The sequence below is a fragment of the Candidatus Nomurabacteria bacterium genome, assembly GCA_020631905.1.
Lineage (GTDB): Bacteria > Patescibacteriota > Saccharimonadia > Saccharimonadales > VXPC01 > JACKGQ01.
Window position 1 is genome coordinate 378,305 of the sequence record JACKGQ010000001.1, and the last position, 19,537, is coordinate 397,841.

At 44.6% G+C, this 19,537-nt stretch carries 7 protein-coding genes; all 7 read left to right on the forward strand.

Going from position 1 to position 19,537, the window contains the following annotated elements; genetic code table 11:
* The first annotated feature begins 59 nt into the window (after positions 1-59).
* The 7 genes from H6798_02085 to H6798_02115 all read left to right on the forward strand — a co-directional run bounded on the left by H6798_02085 (position 60) and on the right by H6798_02115 (position 19,279).
* Positions 60-2,834, forward strand: a complete 2,775-nt coding sequence (locus tag H6798_02085) for a vitamin B12-dependent ribonucleotide reductase (protein ID MCB9821301.1) — start codon at positions 60-62, stop codon at positions 2,832-2,834.
* Positions 2,835-2,868: 34 nt separating this feature from the next.
* Positions 2,869-3,129 carry a hypothetical protein gene (locus H6798_02090; protein MCB9821302.1) on the forward strand — a complete coding sequence of 87 codons (261 nt, stop codon included), beginning with the start codon at positions 2,869-2,871 and terminating at the stop codon, positions 3,127-3,129.
* A gap of 269 nt (positions 3,130-3,398) precedes the next feature.
* Positions 3,399-6,311 carry an isoleucine--tRNA ligase gene (locus H6798_02095; protein ID MCB9821303.1) on the forward strand — a complete coding sequence of 971 codons (2,913 nt, stop codon included), beginning with the start codon at positions 3,399-3,401 and terminating at the stop codon, positions 6,309-6,311.
* A 72-nt stretch (positions 6,312-6,383) separates the two neighbouring features.
* A complete protein-coding gene (gene rplU, locus H6798_02100; protein MCB9821304.1) occupies positions 6,384-6,692 on the forward strand; it encodes a 50S ribosomal protein L21 in 309 nt (102 codons plus the stop codon).
* 236 nt (positions 6,693-6,928) lie between these two features.
* Positions 6,929-12,598, forward strand: coding sequence for a tail fiber domain-containing protein (locus tag H6798_02105; GenBank protein MCB9821305.1), 5,670 nt, complete (start codon positions 6,929-6,931; stop codon positions 12,596-12,598).
* Positions 12,599-12,784: 186 nt separating this feature from the next.
* The gene (locus H6798_02110; protein MCB9821306.1) at positions 12,785-13,402 is read left to right on the forward strand and encodes a hypothetical protein; all 618 of its coding nucleotides are present in this window, start codon (positions 12,785-12,787) and stop codon (positions 13,400-13,402) included.
* Between the two features lie 183 nt (positions 13,403-13,585).
* Complete coding sequence (locus tag H6798_02115) at positions 13,586-19,279, forward strand: hypothetical protein (protein MCB9821307.1); 5,694 nt, start codon at positions 13,586-13,588, stop codon at positions 19,277-19,279.
* Positions 19,280-19,537 lie beyond the last annotated feature (258 nt).

The window sequence follows — 19,537 nt, forward strand, 5'->3', positions numbered from 1 at the left end:
CATGCTATGTGTGAGGTGTGTTTCAAAACAAACAAATATTAATTAATGAGGGTACAAATATGACACAAAATACGCTGTTGGCGCCAAAGCGCTTATTTACTAAACCGGGGAGCAAAGCTTACGAAGACCTCCAGTGGGAAAAGCGAGAATCAAAACTAGTAAACCCGTCGACCGGAGAAATAGTTTTTGAGCAAAATAATCTAGAATTTCCGGTTGGCTGGTCGCAGAATGCGATAAATATTGTTGCCCAGAAATACTTTACTGGTACACCTGGTACCAAAGATCGGGAACACTCCCTAAAACAGCTTATTAATCGTGTTGTCGAGACTGTTGCCAAACACGGCCTAAAAGAGGGTTATTTTGCGGATGAAGCAGAGGTAGAGGTTTTTTGTGAAGAATTAAGATACATCCTAGCTACTCAGAGGGCCTCGTTTAATTCACCTGTATGGTTTAATATCGGCGTTCCAGACCGCTCGCAACAGGCAAGTGCCTGTTTTATTCTGGGTGTTGAAGATACTATGAGCTCCATCCTAAACTGGTACACCGAAGAGGGCGTGATTTTTAAAGGTGGTTCTGGGGCCGGAGTTAACCTAAGTCGGATTCGATCCTCGAAAGAGCTACTATCTGGCAGTGGCGGCTATGCGAGTGGACCAGTTAGCTTTATGCGTGGCGCCGACGCAAGTGCCGGCACAATTAAGTCTGGTGGTAAAACTCGACGAGCAGCCAAAATGGTAATTCTAGATGTCGAGCATCCAGATATCGAAGAGTTCATCTGGTGCAAAGCTCGCGAAGAACGTAAAAGTAGAGCCCTAACTGAGGCTGGTTTCGACATGAGCTTGAATGGTGCTGATGCTTTCAGCATACAGTACCAGAATGCCAATAACTCAGTTCGTGTGACTGATGATTTTATGCATGCAGTTGAGCAAGACGCAGACTGGAGCCTGAACGCGGTTACTACCGGTAAGGCGGTTGAAACAGTAAAGGCCAGGGAACTATTTCACCAGATAGCCGAAGCCGCCTGGGAATGTGCAGATCCGGGCCTGCAATTCGACACAACAATCAATAAATGGCACACAACACCAAATGCTGGTCGGATTAACGGTAGTAATCCCTGCAGTGAATATATGCACCTCGATAATTCTGCCTGTAATCTAGCTAGTATCAACTTACTCAAGTACCTGAAAGCCGATGGTAGCTTCGACACTAGTCAATTTAAGCACACGGTCGAGATTGTTTTTACTGCCCAAGAGATATTAGTAGGTTATTCAGAATACCCAACCGAGTCTATTGCTAAAAACGCTAGAGCATACCGTGAGCTAGGAATGGGGTATGCAAACCTCGGTGCACTGCTAATGGCACAAGGATTACCATATGATTCAGATGAGGGTCGAGCACAGGCTGCTAGCATCACCGCCCTAATGACAGGCCATGCCTATGCTACCAGTGCTCGAATAGCCAGAAGAGTTGGGCCTTTTGCTGGGTATCATAAAGATCGTGAAAATATGAACAAGATAATTAAGCTGCATCGGCAAGCCGTTTCAGATATTGATGCAAGTATGGTTCGTGAAGATCTCCTCAGTGCAGCCACCACAGCTTGGGATGAAGCTGTTGAGCTGAGTGAGCTATATGGAGTGCGCAACTCACAAGCTACCGTGCTAGCACCTACCGGCACCATCGGTTTAATGATGGATTGCGACACAACCGGCATCGAACCAGACCTAGGCTTAGTAAAACTTAAGACCCTTGTGGGTGGTGGTTCGATGACAATTGTCAATCAGACAATTCCACAGGCTCTACACACTCTTGGCTACAACAAGGCACAAATTAAAGAGATAACAGAATATATCGATGTAGAAAAGACAATAGTAGGGGCGCCACATCTTAAGCAAAAAGACCTCCCTGTCTTTGCTTGCTCTATGGGTGATAACCCGATTCACTACTTAGGCCATATTAAGATGATGGGCGCTGTTCAGCCATTCCTATCGGGCGCAATTAGCAAGACGGTTAATATGCCAGAGAATGTTTCTGTTGAAGAGGTAGAGCAGCTTCATATGGAGTCGTGGAAGCTTGGCCTCAAAGCAGTCGCAATATATCGTGATAACTGTAAAGTTGCTCAACCGCTCAAGATGGCCAAAAAAGATTCTGATACTTCGGATGTAGATAAGACCGTGCCTTTAACATCTGATGGCTCAAACAGTGGATTCATCTTAAAAGGCGCCGTGCGCAAGAAAATGCCGAAAGTGCGCAACTCGAAAACATTCTCCTTTAAAATTTCTGGTAGTAGTGGCTATGTGACTGTTGGTGAATACGAAGATGGCAACCCAGGAGAAGTATTCATGAGTGTGGCCAAGCAAGGCTCAACTCTGGCAGGCATCATGGACGCGTTTGCGATTAGCGTTAGTCATGGTCTCCAGTACGGGGTACCTCTCAAAAGCTATGTAAAGGCGTTCATAAATATGTCCTTTGCCCCAGCCGGTATCACCGACGATACAGACATCCGGACAGCTAGTTCGATAGTCGACTATATTTTTAGAAAGCTGGCTGGATTATACCTGTCTTTCGACGATCGTTTAGAGCTAGGTCTTGCAAGTATTGATGACATGGAGCATCAAATAACAGATAGGCAAGTTAGTTTAGATGTAGACATAAGCACAACGGATAGTTTAGGCACAGAAGATGAAATAATCGAGTCGAGCACTAAAATAACTGCTCAAAAAGTAACAAAAGTTCTCGACACATCTGGCCCAATGTGTTTTAACTGTGGCAATCAAACACAAAGAAGTGGCAGCTGTTACGTGTGTACGGCGTGTGGGACAACAACCGGCTGTAGCTAAAACAATAGTGTTTATGTATAATATACCCTCAGAGATGAGGGTATATTTATTTTATCGTTCACATACCGAAAACGAACCAGTGATTCGTGATTTTATGCATGATCTTAAAGGTCGTGGAGAAAATGATATTCAACTTATGGACTTAAATACCAGAGATGGCAGCTCGCTAGCTTCGCTGTACGATGTTATGCAAACACCAAGCCTGCTCGTAACATCCGACGACGGTCAAGTGGTTAATCTATCACAGGGCACTCTGCCTTTAGCAAACGATGTGTCTTACTACACACATCAATAAACAAGTACTGTCCCAGGGTACGACCTTGCAATAATTTCACTCTTTATAGTACTTGTGTTACAATTTACTCACAATTTACAAAATACGTTTCACAAACAGTGAATGAGTGGTTATCAGCCACGAAGTAGGAGAAAGAAAGCCATTACGGCAAGTAAAATCTCTCGCCAGATGTCCGCGTAAGTGACAGTAACCAAAAGTGTCTGTAAATCAGAAACTTGGATGGTACCTCCTATTACAAGGATCCAAGCATATAACATATAGGGATTCTTATGAAATACACTAAATTACCCAAAACTAGTCATGCTGAGCTTGAAAAAAAGCTTATTAAAAAGTGGAAAGCAGATAAAACTTTCGAAAAAAGTGTTGCTTTTAGGAGTTCTGATAATGGCTATGTTTTCTACGATGGTCCACCTTTTATTACAGGACAACCACACCACGGTACGCTGCTATCTAGTGTCGTTAAAGATGTAGTGCCTCGATTCTGGACAATGAAAGGCAAGCGCGTTGAACGGCGTTGGGGCTGGGATTGTCATGGACTACCTGCAGAGGTTTTTACAGAGAAAAAGCTCGGAATTCACGACAAACGCGATATAGGCAACAAAATCAGCCTCGAAGATTATATTATTACCTGTCGTGAAAACATGATTCAGACTGGCAGCGAGTGGGAAGATACTATCGACAGAATTGGTCGCTGGGTCGAGTTTAAGAATGCCTACAAAACTATGGACAAAGACTTTATGGAAAGTGTCTGGTGGGCGTTTAAAACGCTATACGACAAAGGTAGTATCTATGAAGGTGAAAAAGTCCTGATGTACTGTACGCGAGATGCTACGCCGCTTGCAAAGGCCGAAATAGCCATGGATAACTCTTACCAGGATGTGACAGATCCTAGTGTCTATGTACGTTTTAAACTTTCTAGAACTGCCAATACCAAACTTGGCCTAAAAAGTGCAAGCCTACTAGCTTGGACTACAACACCGTGGACTTTACCGTCTAATAGTGCTTTAGCCATAGATCGAAATATAAACTACGTGGCCGTTGAGCTCGATGGGGAGATACTTGTACTTGCCGAAGATTTACTCGATAAAGCTTTGACCGACGAAAAACACCAAGTATTGGTATATAAAAAGCTTAAAACAATCACTGGAAAACAGCTCGAAGGCATGAGCTATGAACCACTTTTTGAGCCCGTAGAAGTACTCAAGCACGAAAATGCTTTCAAGATATGGCATGCAGATTTTATTCATACAGATGAAGGCACGGGTATTGCACACGAATCACCCGCATATGGTGAAGAAGACTACGAGCTGAGTAAGCAGAACGATATACCCTGGGTAATGTCTACAGATGAGAATGGCTTTTTTACCATGGGAGATTGGCTGGGTCATAATATCTGGGAGGTAAACAAACAGATAGCCAAAGAGCTCAAAGAACGCGGTATAGTCTGGAAGATTGAGTACATTACGCACAGCTATCCACATTGCCATCGCTGTCAAACAAAACTGATGTACCGGGCCCATCCTAGCTGGTTTATGGATATTGCTAGCCAAAGACACGAAATGCTTGAAACGAACAAAGAAATTAATTGGTGGCCGAAACATATAAAAAATGGTCGATTTAAAAATACTGTCGATAGCGCACCGGACTGGAACTTGTCTCGTGACAGATTTTGGGCGACTCCACTACCTGTATGGCGTGGTAAAGACGACAACGGAGTAACTCACACCAAAGTGTTAGGTAGCTACAAAGAACTAGAAAAGCTGTCTGGCGTGGTCTTAAAAGACTATCATCGACCGTGGATAGATGATGTTACATTTACAATAGATGGTGTTAAATATGAACGCATAGACAAGGTTATGGATAGCTGGTTCGAGGCTGGGTCTATGCCTTTTGCGCAATATCATTATCCGTTCGAGAATAAGCAACAGTTCGAACAAAATTTCCCCGGAGACTTTATTGTCGAGTATGTAGCTCAGGTGAGAGCCTGGTTTTACTACATGCATGCTGTTTCTATAGGGCTGTTTGGTAAACCAGCTTTCAAAAACGTTGTAGTAACGGGCACGATAGCCGGTAATGATGGTCGCAAAATGAGCAAAAGTTTTGGCAACTATACCGATCCAGTCGAGCTTGTCGATACCTACAGTGCCGATGCGTACCGACTACTATTAGTCGGCTCACCACTATTAAACGGCGAAGATTATGCCTTAATCGACAAAGATGTAGCGGATGTCCATCGTAAGTTAACTACGTTAATGAACACATTAGATTTCTTTATTTTGTACGCTGAGGCAGATAACTGGCAATCTAAACCAGAACACCTAATTGCTCCAGACTCTACCAACATCCTTGATCGCTGGGTGCTATCAGTTTACGAAGATCTAAGGGCTCATGTAGAGCAGCATATGTTGGTCTACGATTTACCTAACGCCGTAAAGACAGTTGGTCAATTTATCGATGATCTTTCGAATTGGTACGTTAGACGCAGTCGAAAGCGCTTCTGGAAGTCGATAAACGACAACGACAAGGAGATGGCCTACCATACTCTGTATTACATATTAGTTAACTTCTCGAAAGTTTTAGCACCGTTTGCACCGTTCATGGCCGATTATATCTATCAGCAGGTGAGTGGTGATGAACAGTCGGTCCACTTGCAAGATTGGCCTGATGCAATCGCTAAGGATGCAGATTTACTCGAGGTGATGCAACGAACCAGAACCTATATTACGGATGGACTAGCCGCTCGAGCCGAATCTGGAATTAAGGTTCGCCAACCGCTCGCCAAATTAACTATTTACGACAATCAAGAGCTAGCCGCCGATGTGCTAGAAATAGTTGCCGAAGAAATGAATGTTAAGCAAGTCAGCTTTGAAGTCTCTAAGCAATACAATATATTGCTGGATACAGATCTGACCAACGATCTTATTGCAGAAGGTGCAATTAGGGAATTTGTGCGACTTGTTCAGCAAAGTCGAAAACAAATTGGGTTAGATATTAGCGACCATATAAAACTAGAGTTTAAAGCCGACACACTGGCAAAAGCGGCAATTAAAGACCATGAGGCATATATTCAGACCGAAACCCTGGCAGATGCGGTTGAAGAAGTCGTTGGCCTAGAGGGTGATTCGGAGAAGATTTATAAGTCAGATGCTTGGGGTGTTGTTTTTAGGGTATCTAAAATATAGCCAGTCTCTTGTAAACTTTGGGTATATCTGTTAAAATTTGACCCGTATTTTAAGGAAAAAGAGTTAAACACAATGAAAAAAGCAGTTATCAGTACCGGTGGTAAACAGTATCTTGTAAGCGAAGGCGACCAAATAAAGGTCGAACTGCTTAAGGGTGTCGGCAAAACAGTAGACTTTAGCCCACTTCTAGTGATAGATGGTGATTTAGTCAGCGTAGGTAAACCTGAGGTTGATAAGGCCAAGGTCAGCGCCAAGGTGTTAGAAGAAATGGTTAAAGAAGACAAAGTTACCTCTATCCGCTACAAAGCCAAAAAACGTGTTCATAAACAGCGCGGTCACAGGCAGCAAAAAACAGTTCTAGAGATTACTGAAATAGCTTAGTAGTTGTCTTGATTCTGGCTGTGGAAAACTCATCAGAGAACAATTAGTTAGTCCAGCCATATAAGTTGTAAAATATTGCTGAGTGAACAAATTTTTTGTCTAAATAAATACAAACATCACTCAAATAAATACAAACAAAAACAGAGGTAGTAATGCACCAAACGGGAAGGGACTCCCTAAAATCGTGCTGTACCAGTCGGAATGGTAAAAAAAGCGCCTACAAGCGCTGTTTTGGCATGTCCAGACCTAAAATTTCAACCAGCACACTGCTGCAGCGAGCAATTTTCGTACTGTTCGCTGTCATCGTCCCCAGCAGTGTGCTGTTTGGTGTTTTAGCTAAACCTGCCCAAGCCGCCCCCAGTAGCCAACTAAACTTCCAGGCTAGACTTCAATCTAACACTGGGGCTCTAATCCCTGATGGTAACTACCATGTAGAGTTTAAGATCTACGACTCTCTAGCCTCTGGAGCCTCAGCTCAGGGTGTCTGTTCACTCGACAGTAGCACTGACGACTGTCTGTGGCTGGAAACTCGAACTGGAGCTAACGTGATCGCTGTCCAGAATGGCTATCTGACAGCCAACCTCGGTAGTGTCACTGCCTTTGGTTCTGGCATCGACTGGAGTCAACAACTCTACCTCAGCATCAACATTGGTGGTAACGGTGGCTCCCCAAGCTGGGATGGTGAAATGAGTCCAAGGTTGCAGATAACCGCCACACCATTCTCGTTTGTCTCGGCTATCTCTAGAGCTCTGAACAGTGCCGACACTAACTCGGCCTCAACTGACTCGTCAGACGTCGTGATTGGCTCAGGAGATGCCAGTGGAGCCACATCAAACTCTGGAGACATCCTGATCGACACTGGTACAGCTACCGGTACTACAGGTGTCATCCGACTCGGTGCAGCTAACGCCAGTGCTCTCTACTTTGGTAACGCCACTACCGACCCAGACTTCACCTTCAGTGGGGCTGGAGCCTTCACCATTGCCAGTCTAGACTGTACCGGCAATGCCAATGGTGGAGCACTAACAGCCAATGGCTCAGGAGTTATATCCTGTTCTGATGATGATGGGGGAGGTGGGGGGTCGGGTGTTACGACAGTCGGAGCATTAGATGGAGGCACGCCAGATGCCAAAGGTGCATTTATATCTGGTACAACCATCTATCTGCAATCTGCAAGTGCTACCTATCCAGGACTAGTCAATACTACCACTCAAACCTTTGCAGGGGATAAGACGTTTAGTGGTTCGCTAACAGTAGCAAATGTTGGTGCAATTGCGACTCAAAAAGGAACGGACTATTCTACAACCGGTACTTCTAATAACGTTAATTTTGGCAATGCAGGACTTTACCGCCTAACCGGCGCTAGTGCTCAAACTATTACCGGTATCGCTGGTGGTGCAGATGGAAAAATCCTAACCATAGTTAATGCCGGATCTGCTAGTGCTACTATATCTAACAATTCTGGCTCCTCAAGCGCAGCTAATCGTATTACGACCGGTACTGGTGCGGACGTGTCGTTGCCAGTCGGCTCATCTATTACTCTTATCTATGATGCGGCCGATGCACTATGGCGAGCAAATGGTGATGTAGCCGGGGGCTCCGGCTCCGGCATAACTAGCTTTACCTTAGCCGGGACATCAGGCTCTAATCAGACGATTACCAATGGTGACACCTTAACGATTGCTGCCGGTGGCAATATTACTACGACGGGTGGAGCGACAGACACAATAACCATTGCTACAGTTAATAACCCAACATTCTCTACTAGTGTATCCACACCATCAATTACATCTGCTGGGGCGCTCGCCATTAGCGCCGCAACCGCAACTGATACTACAATTAACGCTGGCACCACTGGCCAAGTCCAGATAGGCGGCACAAGCACTGGTGACATCCTCCTAGGTGGTGGCTCAGGCTCAACTGGCTGTACAGTCACTAACTCTACTGGAGCATTTGCTTGTAGCTCTACACTAAACGGCGCTACTATCTCTGGTGGTACCATCTCAGGTGGTAGCCTAAGTGCTACAGCCGTCAATGGTCTATCTGTTTCAGGTGGAACCATAACGGTCGGTACCTGGAATGGCACAGCCCTAACAGATGCCTATGTCTCAGATACTCTAACCTCATCTATATTTATTGGTTCTGGCTCGACCACTGATGCCATAGATCTAGCTACAGCTGAAGTCGCTGGTACGTTAGCTGACGGTAACGTAAGTGATACTCTAACCATTGGTTCATCTAGTACTGTCGATTGGACAGCTCTATCTAACTACCCAGCAGCCTGTTCTGCTGGTACAGCCGTAACCACCATAGGTGACACGCTGACATGTACAGCGTTTGCCCCATCCTCAGGATCATCTAACTATGTACAGCTTCAAGGTACTACACCGGGCTCACAACAGACGGGTCATCTAAATATATCTGGCACTGGTATCTTTGGAAGCTCAGTACTTACATCAGCACTAGATACCTCAGCAGCTGGAGCGTTAGCAGTTGGCAATACTACGGCTACTAGCGTTTCTATCTGTAACTCCGCTGCCTGTGACACCCTCACTCTAGCCAACAATGCTGATGCTGACACGATCACGATTGGGGATAGCTTAGATACTACTGCCATCAACTCAACTGGCTGGTCTGTTACCGGAGCCGGAGCGCTTAAAGTAGTATCCATAGACTCAAATACTGCTACGACTCTAGGTATTGGTAATACTACAGCCACAGCACTAAGTCTATGTAACTCCGCTGCCTGTGACACACTGACTCTCGGAACTAACGCCGACGCAGATACGATCACAGTAGGGGATTCATTAGATACCTTCAGCCTTGCGTCGACAGCCTTCACAGTTTCTACGGCAGGAGCCCTCTCAGGAATTACGACTATATCTACTAGTTCAACCATTAATACCAACACCTTCAATGCCACAACACTTACATTCTCAGGTGCTAACCCAAGCATAAGTGCTTCTACCGCAGCTACTAACATTAGTCTTAACGCTGGCACCACTGGCCAAGTCCAGATAGGCGGCACAAGCACTGGTGACATCCTCCTAGGTGGTGGCTCAGGCTCAACTGGCTGTACAGTCACTAACTCTACTGGAGCATTTGCTTGTAGCTCTACACTAAACGGCGCTACTATCTCTGGTGGTACCATCTCAGGTGGTAGCCTAAGTGCTACAGCCGTCAATGGTCTATCTGTTTCAGGTGGAACCATAACGGTCGGTACCTGGAATGGAACACAAATAGGTGCAACTTATGGCGGCACTGGTCAAACAACGGTGACTACAGGCGATTTACTTTATGGTTCAGCAGCTAACACATGGGGTAAGTTAGCAGCCGTAGCTTCCGGTTCGTGTCTAATATCTAATGGAGTAGGGGTAGCTCCTAGTTGGGGTAGTTGTGGAACTGGTTTATTCACCGATGCCGGCGCACACACCTATCTCACGTCTACGTCTGATCAACTTGTTGTCGGTTCTAGCTCATCGCAAAGTGCCAAATTTGCCGTCGTAGGCACTGCAGACGAAATCCAACTATTGATTAAGGCGAACGCAACTCAAACAAATACCGCAATCGTTCAGGGTCAAGACTCAACTGGAGCTGAGCTATTTAGCATCCGTGCCCCAGATGAATATACAGTCTATTTAGGATACAGAGCAGGCTATATCGATGACGGTTCTGGAGGTCAAAACGTTGGCGTAGGTAGTAACGCGCTCCTAAACAATGTGGCCGGATACTATAACGTAGCAATCGGCTCTAATGCTCTAAGTTCTAATGATGACGGTGCTTCAAACATTGCCATCGGTCAACAAGCATTAACTACAAACGTTAGCGGTACTCAAAACACTGCAGTCGGTGGCTCAGCATTAATAAACAGTACTGGCAACTACAATACTGCCCTTGGCTTTGAAGCTGGCTCTACTACAACAGGAGCAGAAAACCTTTTCTTAGGCTACAAAGCAGGAGATAACTTAACCACAGGTAGTTACAACATCCTTATCGGTAACGAGATTGATGCAACTTCGGCAACAGGTGATTACCAGTTGAATATTGGAAATATACTGTATGGGACAACTATTAACGGAACAGGCACAACACTTAGTACAGGTAACCTTGGTGTAGGTACCGCATCCCCTGGCGCAAGACTAGAAGTTAAGTCTCAAGCAGGTGGCTCACAAGTAGGACTGATAGTAGATAATAATACTTCTACGGGGGATATCTTGCAGCTTAAAGATGGAGGTTCAACAGTATTTACCGTAGCGAATGGAGGTAATGTCACGATTCAGGGAAATGTTCTACCGGGCACAGACGACACTTATGATTTGGGCGACAACACTCATAGATGGGCTAATATTTACTTGGGTGGCGAAACAATTCACCTTGGGACTTCAACATCAGATGAAGCTACGTTTGGGTATAACACAACCACAAATGTACTTACTGTTCAAAGTACAGGCAGTATAACCTTGGCAAACGATACAACAGTTTCTTCAAATACTATCTATCTTGGAGTTAACGATTCTGGTTCAGGTGATAGGCAATTAAGGATTTATGGTGGTGGTGCGGGTACATCAGAAGGTGGACAGATAACACTTTACACCTCAGCTGATTACGATACCTCCATAGACAGCTATGTACTGGATGTCTACCAAGACTCCTTTAGAATTTTTACGGGTGGTACTGTAAGATTCTCAATCCAATCTACGGGTGTCGCCGATTTCGCTGGTGATCTCACGGTTTCCGGGGGTAATCTGGGAATAGGCACCGCAGCTAACTCATCATACATCTTGTATGCCTATTATGACTCCGACACCTATGCTCGGCTTAACAATGATGACAACGGTGATTTTTACATAAGCGGAGCCAATGCAGATCTATATGTAGTAGATGATACGAACGCATCGTACTATACGCGTATTCATCATAATGGAACCAATGGCTATATAGATACAGGAGCAGGGGATCTATACCTTAGGCCAAACTCTAATACTGTACGTGTAACGAACATAAATGCATCGAATTCAGTTTTTGGTGGTTACATAGGTGGAGGTATAGCGTCTTCAAACACAGCCGTAGGCGCTACAAACGCTTGTCGGTCTACGGCGACAGATGGATTTGGTGCTTACATAATTGGAACCTGCAGCTCCCTAAGAAAGTTTAAAGACAACATAGCGGATCTTACGCTTGACATAAATACGTTAAGGTTACTGCACCCGGTCGAATTTGACTGGAATATTGACAATAATCAGCATTCGATTGGTTTTGTTGCTGAAGAGGTCGAACAAGTTAGCCCATTATTGGCAGAGTACGCAGACGGTCAGCTGTCTGGAGTTGCATATAACTTGATGTCATCACTTCTGGTTAAATCAGTCCAACAACTCGACGTCCAAGTCCAATCCATGGATGCTCGACTATCAGTGGTCGAGTCTGGAAACTTCTCTGGTAACTTACGTGTCGCTGGTAACACTCAATTAATCGGTAATCTTACTGTAGCTGGTTATACAACTCTAACCAACCTAACTGTAACTGGCAACACCACCGTAGCTAACCTAACGGTCAATGGAAAGATTATCACCGCTGGAGCTACTCCAACAGTAGTTCTTGGCGCCAACACTGTAGTAGGTCAAAACGGAACAGTATCAATAGAAGGTAATGACACAGCCGGAACAATAACCTATATCAGTGGAACTCAAAACTTACCAACTCATGACCTATCAACAGGAAAACAGCTGGAGGTAACATTTAGCTCTGAGTATGGCTCGGCACCAAAAATAACCCTAACATCCACTAGTAGTTCAGCTTCACTTGTGAGCTACTATGTTACCAAAACGACTACGGGTTTTGCGATTAACTTTACATCTGCTCCCGCTGCTGGGCAGACATACTCGTTTGATTACCAAGTTGTCCAATAATCAAAATAATATATTTCAAAACTGTATGCTATAGATATGGCCGGCAAACTACCCTCTATGCACAATTACTTCTAGGATATCACTGCTAGTAGCAGTTCAGAATATTTCAATGAGAGTGTGAGCTATATAAGGACTGTTCTTAGGACAGTCCTTGACAACTTAAATTAGTTAAAATAATATATAAGCATGCCAGCAAAAAACACTATTAAAAATTTTTTACCAAACGGCTACTACCATATATTCAACAAGGGCACTGGATCGGCAAAAATATTTAAGTCCGATCAAGATTACATACATTTCTTGAGACTGCTAAAAAAGCATTTAGAAAAGCACCCCAAGCAAGACGAATATGGCCGAGTGCCTGTAAGTTATCACAACCAAATCGAGCTACTCGCGTACGGCTTAGAGCCAAAAAGCTTTAGTTTGCTGGTATATGTTGGAAACGAGCCAAGAGCCATTAGTGAGCTTATGCGCCGGGTATGTACGGCCTACACAATGTATTTCAATCACAAATACAACCACTCTGGGACGATTTTTGAAACACGCTACAAAGCACGTTTTGTCGACGACCACACAAGCTTGCCAAACATTACCAGGCACGTTCATCGATTGGTCGACGATTACAAAACGTGGCCATACTCAAGTCTGCAATACTATATAGGGTCGGCCAAAAGTGATTGGGTTCGGCCGGCTAAAATATACAAAATGTACGAATGGGGTACTTACGAAAAATATTTAGATAGTTATGGATCAATGAATCACGACGAGGCCGAGCACATGCACTCGCAACTAGCCAATTATTAGCTTAAGCACTGTGGATAAGTACCAGTAATAAACTAAAAATAGACTAGAAATTGTGAACACATTTTTGATACAATTTTGTTAATCTGTTAAGCACAACCGTGTATAACAGAGGTACAGGGCGCAAGGATTAGATTTATCTCGCAGATGTCTAATCACTTGTGTTGCTAATAAAAAAAGCAACACATGAAAAAAACAAATTATCAAACACACCAAAACAAAAACGTTTATATACGTTTAATAGGGCTTACTCGCAGAGCCCTATTAAGCATTTATAAACATTGCGACCAGCACAAACTAGGCTCAGCCCTCCGCGCCCTTGGACTGAGCTTGTTTGTGCGTGTAAAAGTCCTGCCTAGTCTAGGCTCAGCCCTCCGCGCCCTTGGGTTGAGCCTAGTTTGGGTTGGAATTGCAGCCTTGGTGGCTGTACCGACAATCCTAAATGTTGGCTCTGCCCAAGCCGCCCCCAGTAGCCAACTAAACTTCCAGGCTAGACTTCAATCTAACACTGGGGCTCTAATCCCTGATGGTAACTACCACGTAGAGTTTAAGATCTACGACTCTCTAGCCTCTGGAGCCTCAGCTCAGGGTGTCTGTTCACTCGACAGTAGCACTGACGACTGTCTGTGGCTGGAAACTCGAACTGGAGCTAACGTGATCGCTGTCCAGAATGGCTATCTGACAGCCAACCTCGGTAGTGTCACTGCCTTTGGTTCTGGCATCGACTGGAGTCAGCAACTCTACCTCAGCATCAACATTGGTGGTAACGGTGGCTCCCCAAGCTGGGATGGTGAAATGAGTCCAAGGTTGCAGATAACATCCGTGCCATACGCATTTGCTGCGGGCACAGCTGAAAACGTCAAGAGTACCGATGTCGATAGTGCCGATAGCGCAGATGTAAACATCTCGACAGGTGATTCGACTACTAGCGGTACCACAGGTGACATTATTGTAGACACTGGGGTTGGTGCAACCGCTAATGGTGGTATTACACTCGGTGGAGTTAACGCCAGCTCGGTAAGTATCGGTAACTCCGGCGCTGTATTAACTTTAGCCGGCTCAAGTATCCTACTTAACTCAGCTACCCTACAAAGAACAGCTACTGGTACCACCAGCCTAGATCTAGTAGATGGATCAGACACTACTCTAGCACTCCTAAACTCCGGAGCAGGTGTAGCTAACCTTACAGTAGACGGTAGTATTACTGTAGCTACACTAGGTTCTGCAGACTCTGATGCAGTAATATGTAGAAATACATCCAACCAACTAGCTACCTGTAACTCTACCTTCCTAACAAGTGCTAATGCCTTTGTGCAGAACGGCAATAGCTTCACAGCAAATGCAGTACTGGGCACTAATGATGCATATAGCTTACTATTTGAAACTGGCGGTAACACGCAGGTAACTATTGCTGACGGTGGAGCTACTACGTTCAAGAACTCAACTAATTCAACTACTGCATTCCAAGTACAGAACTCATCATCTGGTTCCGTTTTCAATGTTGACACAACTAATGGTAGAGTAAGTTTAGGCACAACTACTACAACAGCAGGACAATTAGTCGTAACAAGTTCAAATGCCAACCCATCTAACAACTACGCAGGAATTGTATCGACACCAACAATAGACTACACAGCATTATCCACCAATACAAATTATGCTGGATACTTTAATATAACAAACACATCTGCAAACGACACAAGCGGTACATTTACCGGTGTTTATGCTCGTGCTCAACACACTGCTGGCTATGACACTACGTATTTATATGGTGTTGATGCAAGTACGTTCAGTACAGGAAGTGGTATTATTACTACCAATTCTATAGCTATCAATGCTTCGAATACTTTACAAGGCTCCGGGTCAGCCATTAACGCAACAAACGTTAAAGGGTTAAATGTTGAAGCTCCTACCCTTAGTACAGTATCGGTAACAAATAGTTTAGGAGTAGATATAGCAAATCAAGGCTCAGCGTCCGTTGCTAACACTTATGGAATTCGTGTAGCAGCACAAACTTCATCTACTACAACCAATGTAGGTGTTGCCATAGGTGAGGCTGCTAACAATAACAACACTAACCTATTAATAGGTACCACAACAGCTCCATCAGGTAGTTTCTCGATTTACAACAACTCAGCCGACGATAATGTATTCGCTGGTAACTTACGAGTCGGTTCTACTTCTGCCCCTACTGTCGCATTGGATGTAACTGGTGCTGGAACTTTCAGCGGTTTACTAACAGGCAGTGCTGGCCTAACAGTAACCGGTGGCACAGTAAACCTTAATGCTTCAAGCAACAACAACACCAACATCAACACAGGTACATCAACTGGTACTGTAGCTATTGGTAACTCAGCTTCTACTACTACAGTATTAGGTACTACTACTATTAACACTACTGGTACAGCTACCACTGGAATAGGTAACTCAGGAGCTGTATTAACTCTATCTGGTTCAAGCATCCTACTTAACTCAGCTACCCTACAAAGAACTGCAGCTGGTACTACCAGCCTAGACCTAGTAGATGGAGCAAACACTACTCTTGCCCTAATAAACTCAGGAGCAGGAGCAGCTAACCTCACAGTAGATGGTAGTATTACGGTTGCAACATTAGGATCAGCAGATACTTCTAACTATCTATGTAGGAATTCCTCAAATCAGCTAGCTACTTGTACCGGTTCAATATTGTCATCTTCGTTGACTGACAATATAACTGATGCTTTTGATCTACAAGAAGGCACCAACAACTACATAAACATTAATACCACCAATGGTTCTGAAGAGATTCAGTTCGGAAACGCAACCACTAACCCTGACTTCACATTCTTGGGAAGTGGCAATACAAACATCGCAGGTCAACTGACAGTAAATGGTACAGCAGCTGATCAAATTCAGCTGGTAGTTAAAGCAAACGCTTCCCAAACCGCCACAACTCCTTTATTCCAAGCTCAAACATCTGCCGGTGCAGAAATATATAGCATCCGCGCCCCAGATGAATATAGTGTCTTCCTAGGCTATCGAGCCGGTTACATTGATGACGGCTCAGGTGGTCAGAACACTGGCGTAGGTAGTAATGCACTCCTAAACAATGTAGCTGGATACTATAACGTAGCTGTCGGTTCTAATGCTCTAAGTTCTAACGATGATGGTGCTTCAAATATAGCAATAGGTCAGCAAGCATTAAACACAAACGTCAGTGGCACACAGAACACTGCAGTTGGTGGCTCAGCATTAATAAACAGTACTGGCAACTACAATACTGCCCTTGGCTTTGAAGCTGGCTCTACTACAACAGGAGCAGAAAACCTTTTCTTAGGCTACAAAGCAGGAGATAACTTAACCACAGGTAGTTACAACATCCTTATCGGTAACGAGATTGATGCCGTATCGGCAACAGGTGATTACCAACTCAACATCGGTGATAGTATCTATGGTGATTTGCAAAATGACCGAATCGCGGTCGGAACTTCGACTACAAGCGCTGCTAGGTTGACTGTCAGCAATTCTTCATCAACCGATGCAATATTTGTAGCCCAAGATAATGCGACGGCCGTACTAACTATTGCTAACGGTGGGGCAGCTACGTTCCAGAACGAAACCGATTCAACAACTGCATTTAGAATTCTACAATCAAGCGGAGCAGGCGGTGGAGCCTTACTAACAGCCGACACTACAAATTATTTGCTCAAGGTAGCGCCAACTCAGTTCGTTTCTTCAGGATCTACCCAATCCTTCGCCGCAAATGGCAGTGTAACCGGTGTAGACAGCTATAGCACAATAGCAGTTAACGCCACTGTTGCCGGAGTCACGGTAACAATCCCAGCACCTGCTGCCGGCGGGCAAGTTGTTGGACGTGTGCTTTATGTTGCAGCTGTGAATGGCTCACAAGACTTCGTGCTTTCATTGGCTGGGACATCAGTAGATATAAATATGAAAGCAAACAGCACTGCAACACTTATTTGGAACGGTACAGGTTGGACGGCTGCAGGTGCATCTAGTTCGACAGACTTGCAGGCTGCATATGACAATACCGCAGCAACGGCAGGTGGTGCAGAAATAGTATTGTCATCAACGGGTACGGGTGGTTTAACAATCAGAAACGATGCCTCGACTCCTATTACGGGTGGGTTATTAGAGATTCAAACATCAATTGGTTCTAACTTGTTTAGTGTAAACAACAATGCCACAGAGTATGCATCAAACGGTGGTGCCGAGACATCATCGACATTTAGCTCTGATTGGGTAGCTCACGGTACGGGTCCATCAATATCCAGATATACAACAACAGGCAATAACATTGCTACTGGTGTGGCGTCAGTGTTCGTAGATACAACCTCAACAGCTAATACTGGTGTCAAGAACGTACTCAACACAACTCTAACAGCAAATCTTAAGTATAAAGTTTCTTATACAGTACGTCACACATCTAGCACCTCAACATTCACAACTTTAGATACATATTTCTCATCAGACGGTACGACGGCATCAACTGCATGTAGTACTGGTGACACAGTTACATATAATCAGTGGACAAGAATTGACTGTACCTTCACACCAACATCAGTAAGCTCGTCAAATGCAATAATAATCCGACATAGCGATGCCGTTGAACATGACTTCTATGTAGATAACTTCTCGGTAACCGTTAGCGCGGATGCCAACCACGCAGTAGACGGAAGTGTAGATAGCGCTCTCGGCACAAATTGGCAAGCATATGACGCAGATGGTGGTGCAGGAACTTCAGGTGTGGCAAGAGATACTACCAATATCTACGACACAAGTGGTTCTGTTGCAGTTACGACAACAGCTGGCAGTGCGGAAGGTGAGGGTGTTCGCAACAATATGGCCATCGCACCTTCAGTTAGCACACAGTATCTTGTAACATTCTACGCCAAGAGTTCAACCTCTTTCAGCGATATTAAAGTAGGCTTCCTGCCTGCAGGTGGAAGTAGCTTGCCAAGCGCAGCTCAACTTTGTGCAGATTACAACACCCAGAGCGTGTCAACTAGCGGCTGGACAAAGATAACTTGCGTATTCTCAACTCCAAGCTCAGGAATCAGTGATCCAGACTTAGTTATATATCAAGGCTCAGCTGCTGCGAGGACATTCTATGTAGACGCGTTGTCGATTACGTTGAACACCAATAATTCATCTAATGTCCAGGTCGGTGGTGGTCAAAAGGGTGGTCCAACAACCCTATTCACTCTAGACCGATCAGCTGGCGCACCGATTGCAGATAACAACGACGCCTACTTGGGATCGATGTATTACGACACCGTAACCGGTAGGATTCAGTGTTACGAAGCTGATGGCTGGGGTGCTTGTGGTGCTGCGCCGGATAACATAGTAAACCTTAACCCAGAGTATTCTGGCGCTGTCCTCAATGGATCGGGTGTCGGAACAATGACAGCAGACTTCTGTTCGAACGACACAGCTCTATCAGTAAACGATACTTTGTGTGACACAGGTGAAGCCAAAAACTACTATCGATGGACTAGTCCACAGGCGACACAACAAACTTACTCTATCTATGTGACTTATCAGCTACCAGCGACATTTAATGGTTTTGCGAGTGATGATACTGTTCAACTCACTGCTCGAGTAGATAGTACATCAAATGCATCGGTAACATACGAAATGTTTAAGAGTACAGGTAGTGCAGTAACTCAGTGCGGCACAAGTGAGACCGATGTAATAACTGGTGGTGGCGGATCAGCGGACACCTGGCATACATATGGCATAAATGGAAATGAGGCAACAGGCTGTAGCTTCACCAGTAGTTCTGCCGGAGATTTTATAATCTTTAAGATAAATCTCAAAGCCAATAGCAATGCGAATGCCTATGTCTCGACCCTAAGCTTTACAACAACTGGTAGATAAGAGTTTGTTGAGACCGTAATCGTGCTATAATTTAAGCTAAGCTTAAGAGGTATAAAAGTCTACAAATCTATGAAAAATATGGGTTCGGTTTTTCTAGAGAGAAAAAACAAAAAAAACCAGTCTCCTAAAGGTAATCAGTTTAGTATTGGGCAAAATAGCGAGCCAAGCCAAGCCAAAAAACACAAATTTATCTCGGTCAGTACAAAAGGGTCGATACTTATTCAACCCCCGAAGACTCTTAGAAGAATTGCTGTATTC

Excerpts from the sequence above, each read along its gene's own strand:
- H6798_02085 (MCB9821301.1), top strand. The coding sequence starts at position 60 with ATGACACAAAATACGCTGTTGGCGCCAAAGCGCTTATTTACTAAACCG.
- H6798_02090 (MCB9821302.1), top strand. The coding sequence starts at position 2,869 with ATGAGGGTATATTTATTTTATCGTTCACATACCGAAAACGAACCAGTG.
- H6798_02095 (MCB9821303.1), top strand. The coding sequence starts at position 3,399 with ATGAAATACACTAAATTACCCAAAACTAGTCATGCTGAGCTTGAAAAA.
- rplU (MCB9821304.1), top strand. The coding sequence starts at position 6,384 with ATGAAAAAAGCAGTTATCAGTACCGGTGGTAAACAGTATCTTGTAAGC.
- H6798_02105 (MCB9821305.1), top strand. The coding sequence starts at position 6,929 with ATGTCCAGACCTAAAATTTCAACCAGCACACTGCTGCAGCGAGCAATT.
- H6798_02110 (MCB9821306.1), top strand. The coding sequence starts at position 12,785 with ATGCCAGCAAAAAACACTATTAAAAATTTTTTACCAAACGGCTACTAC.
- H6798_02115 (MCB9821307.1), top strand. The coding sequence starts at position 13,586 with ATGAAAAAAACAAATTATCAAACACACCAAAACAAAAACGTTTATATA.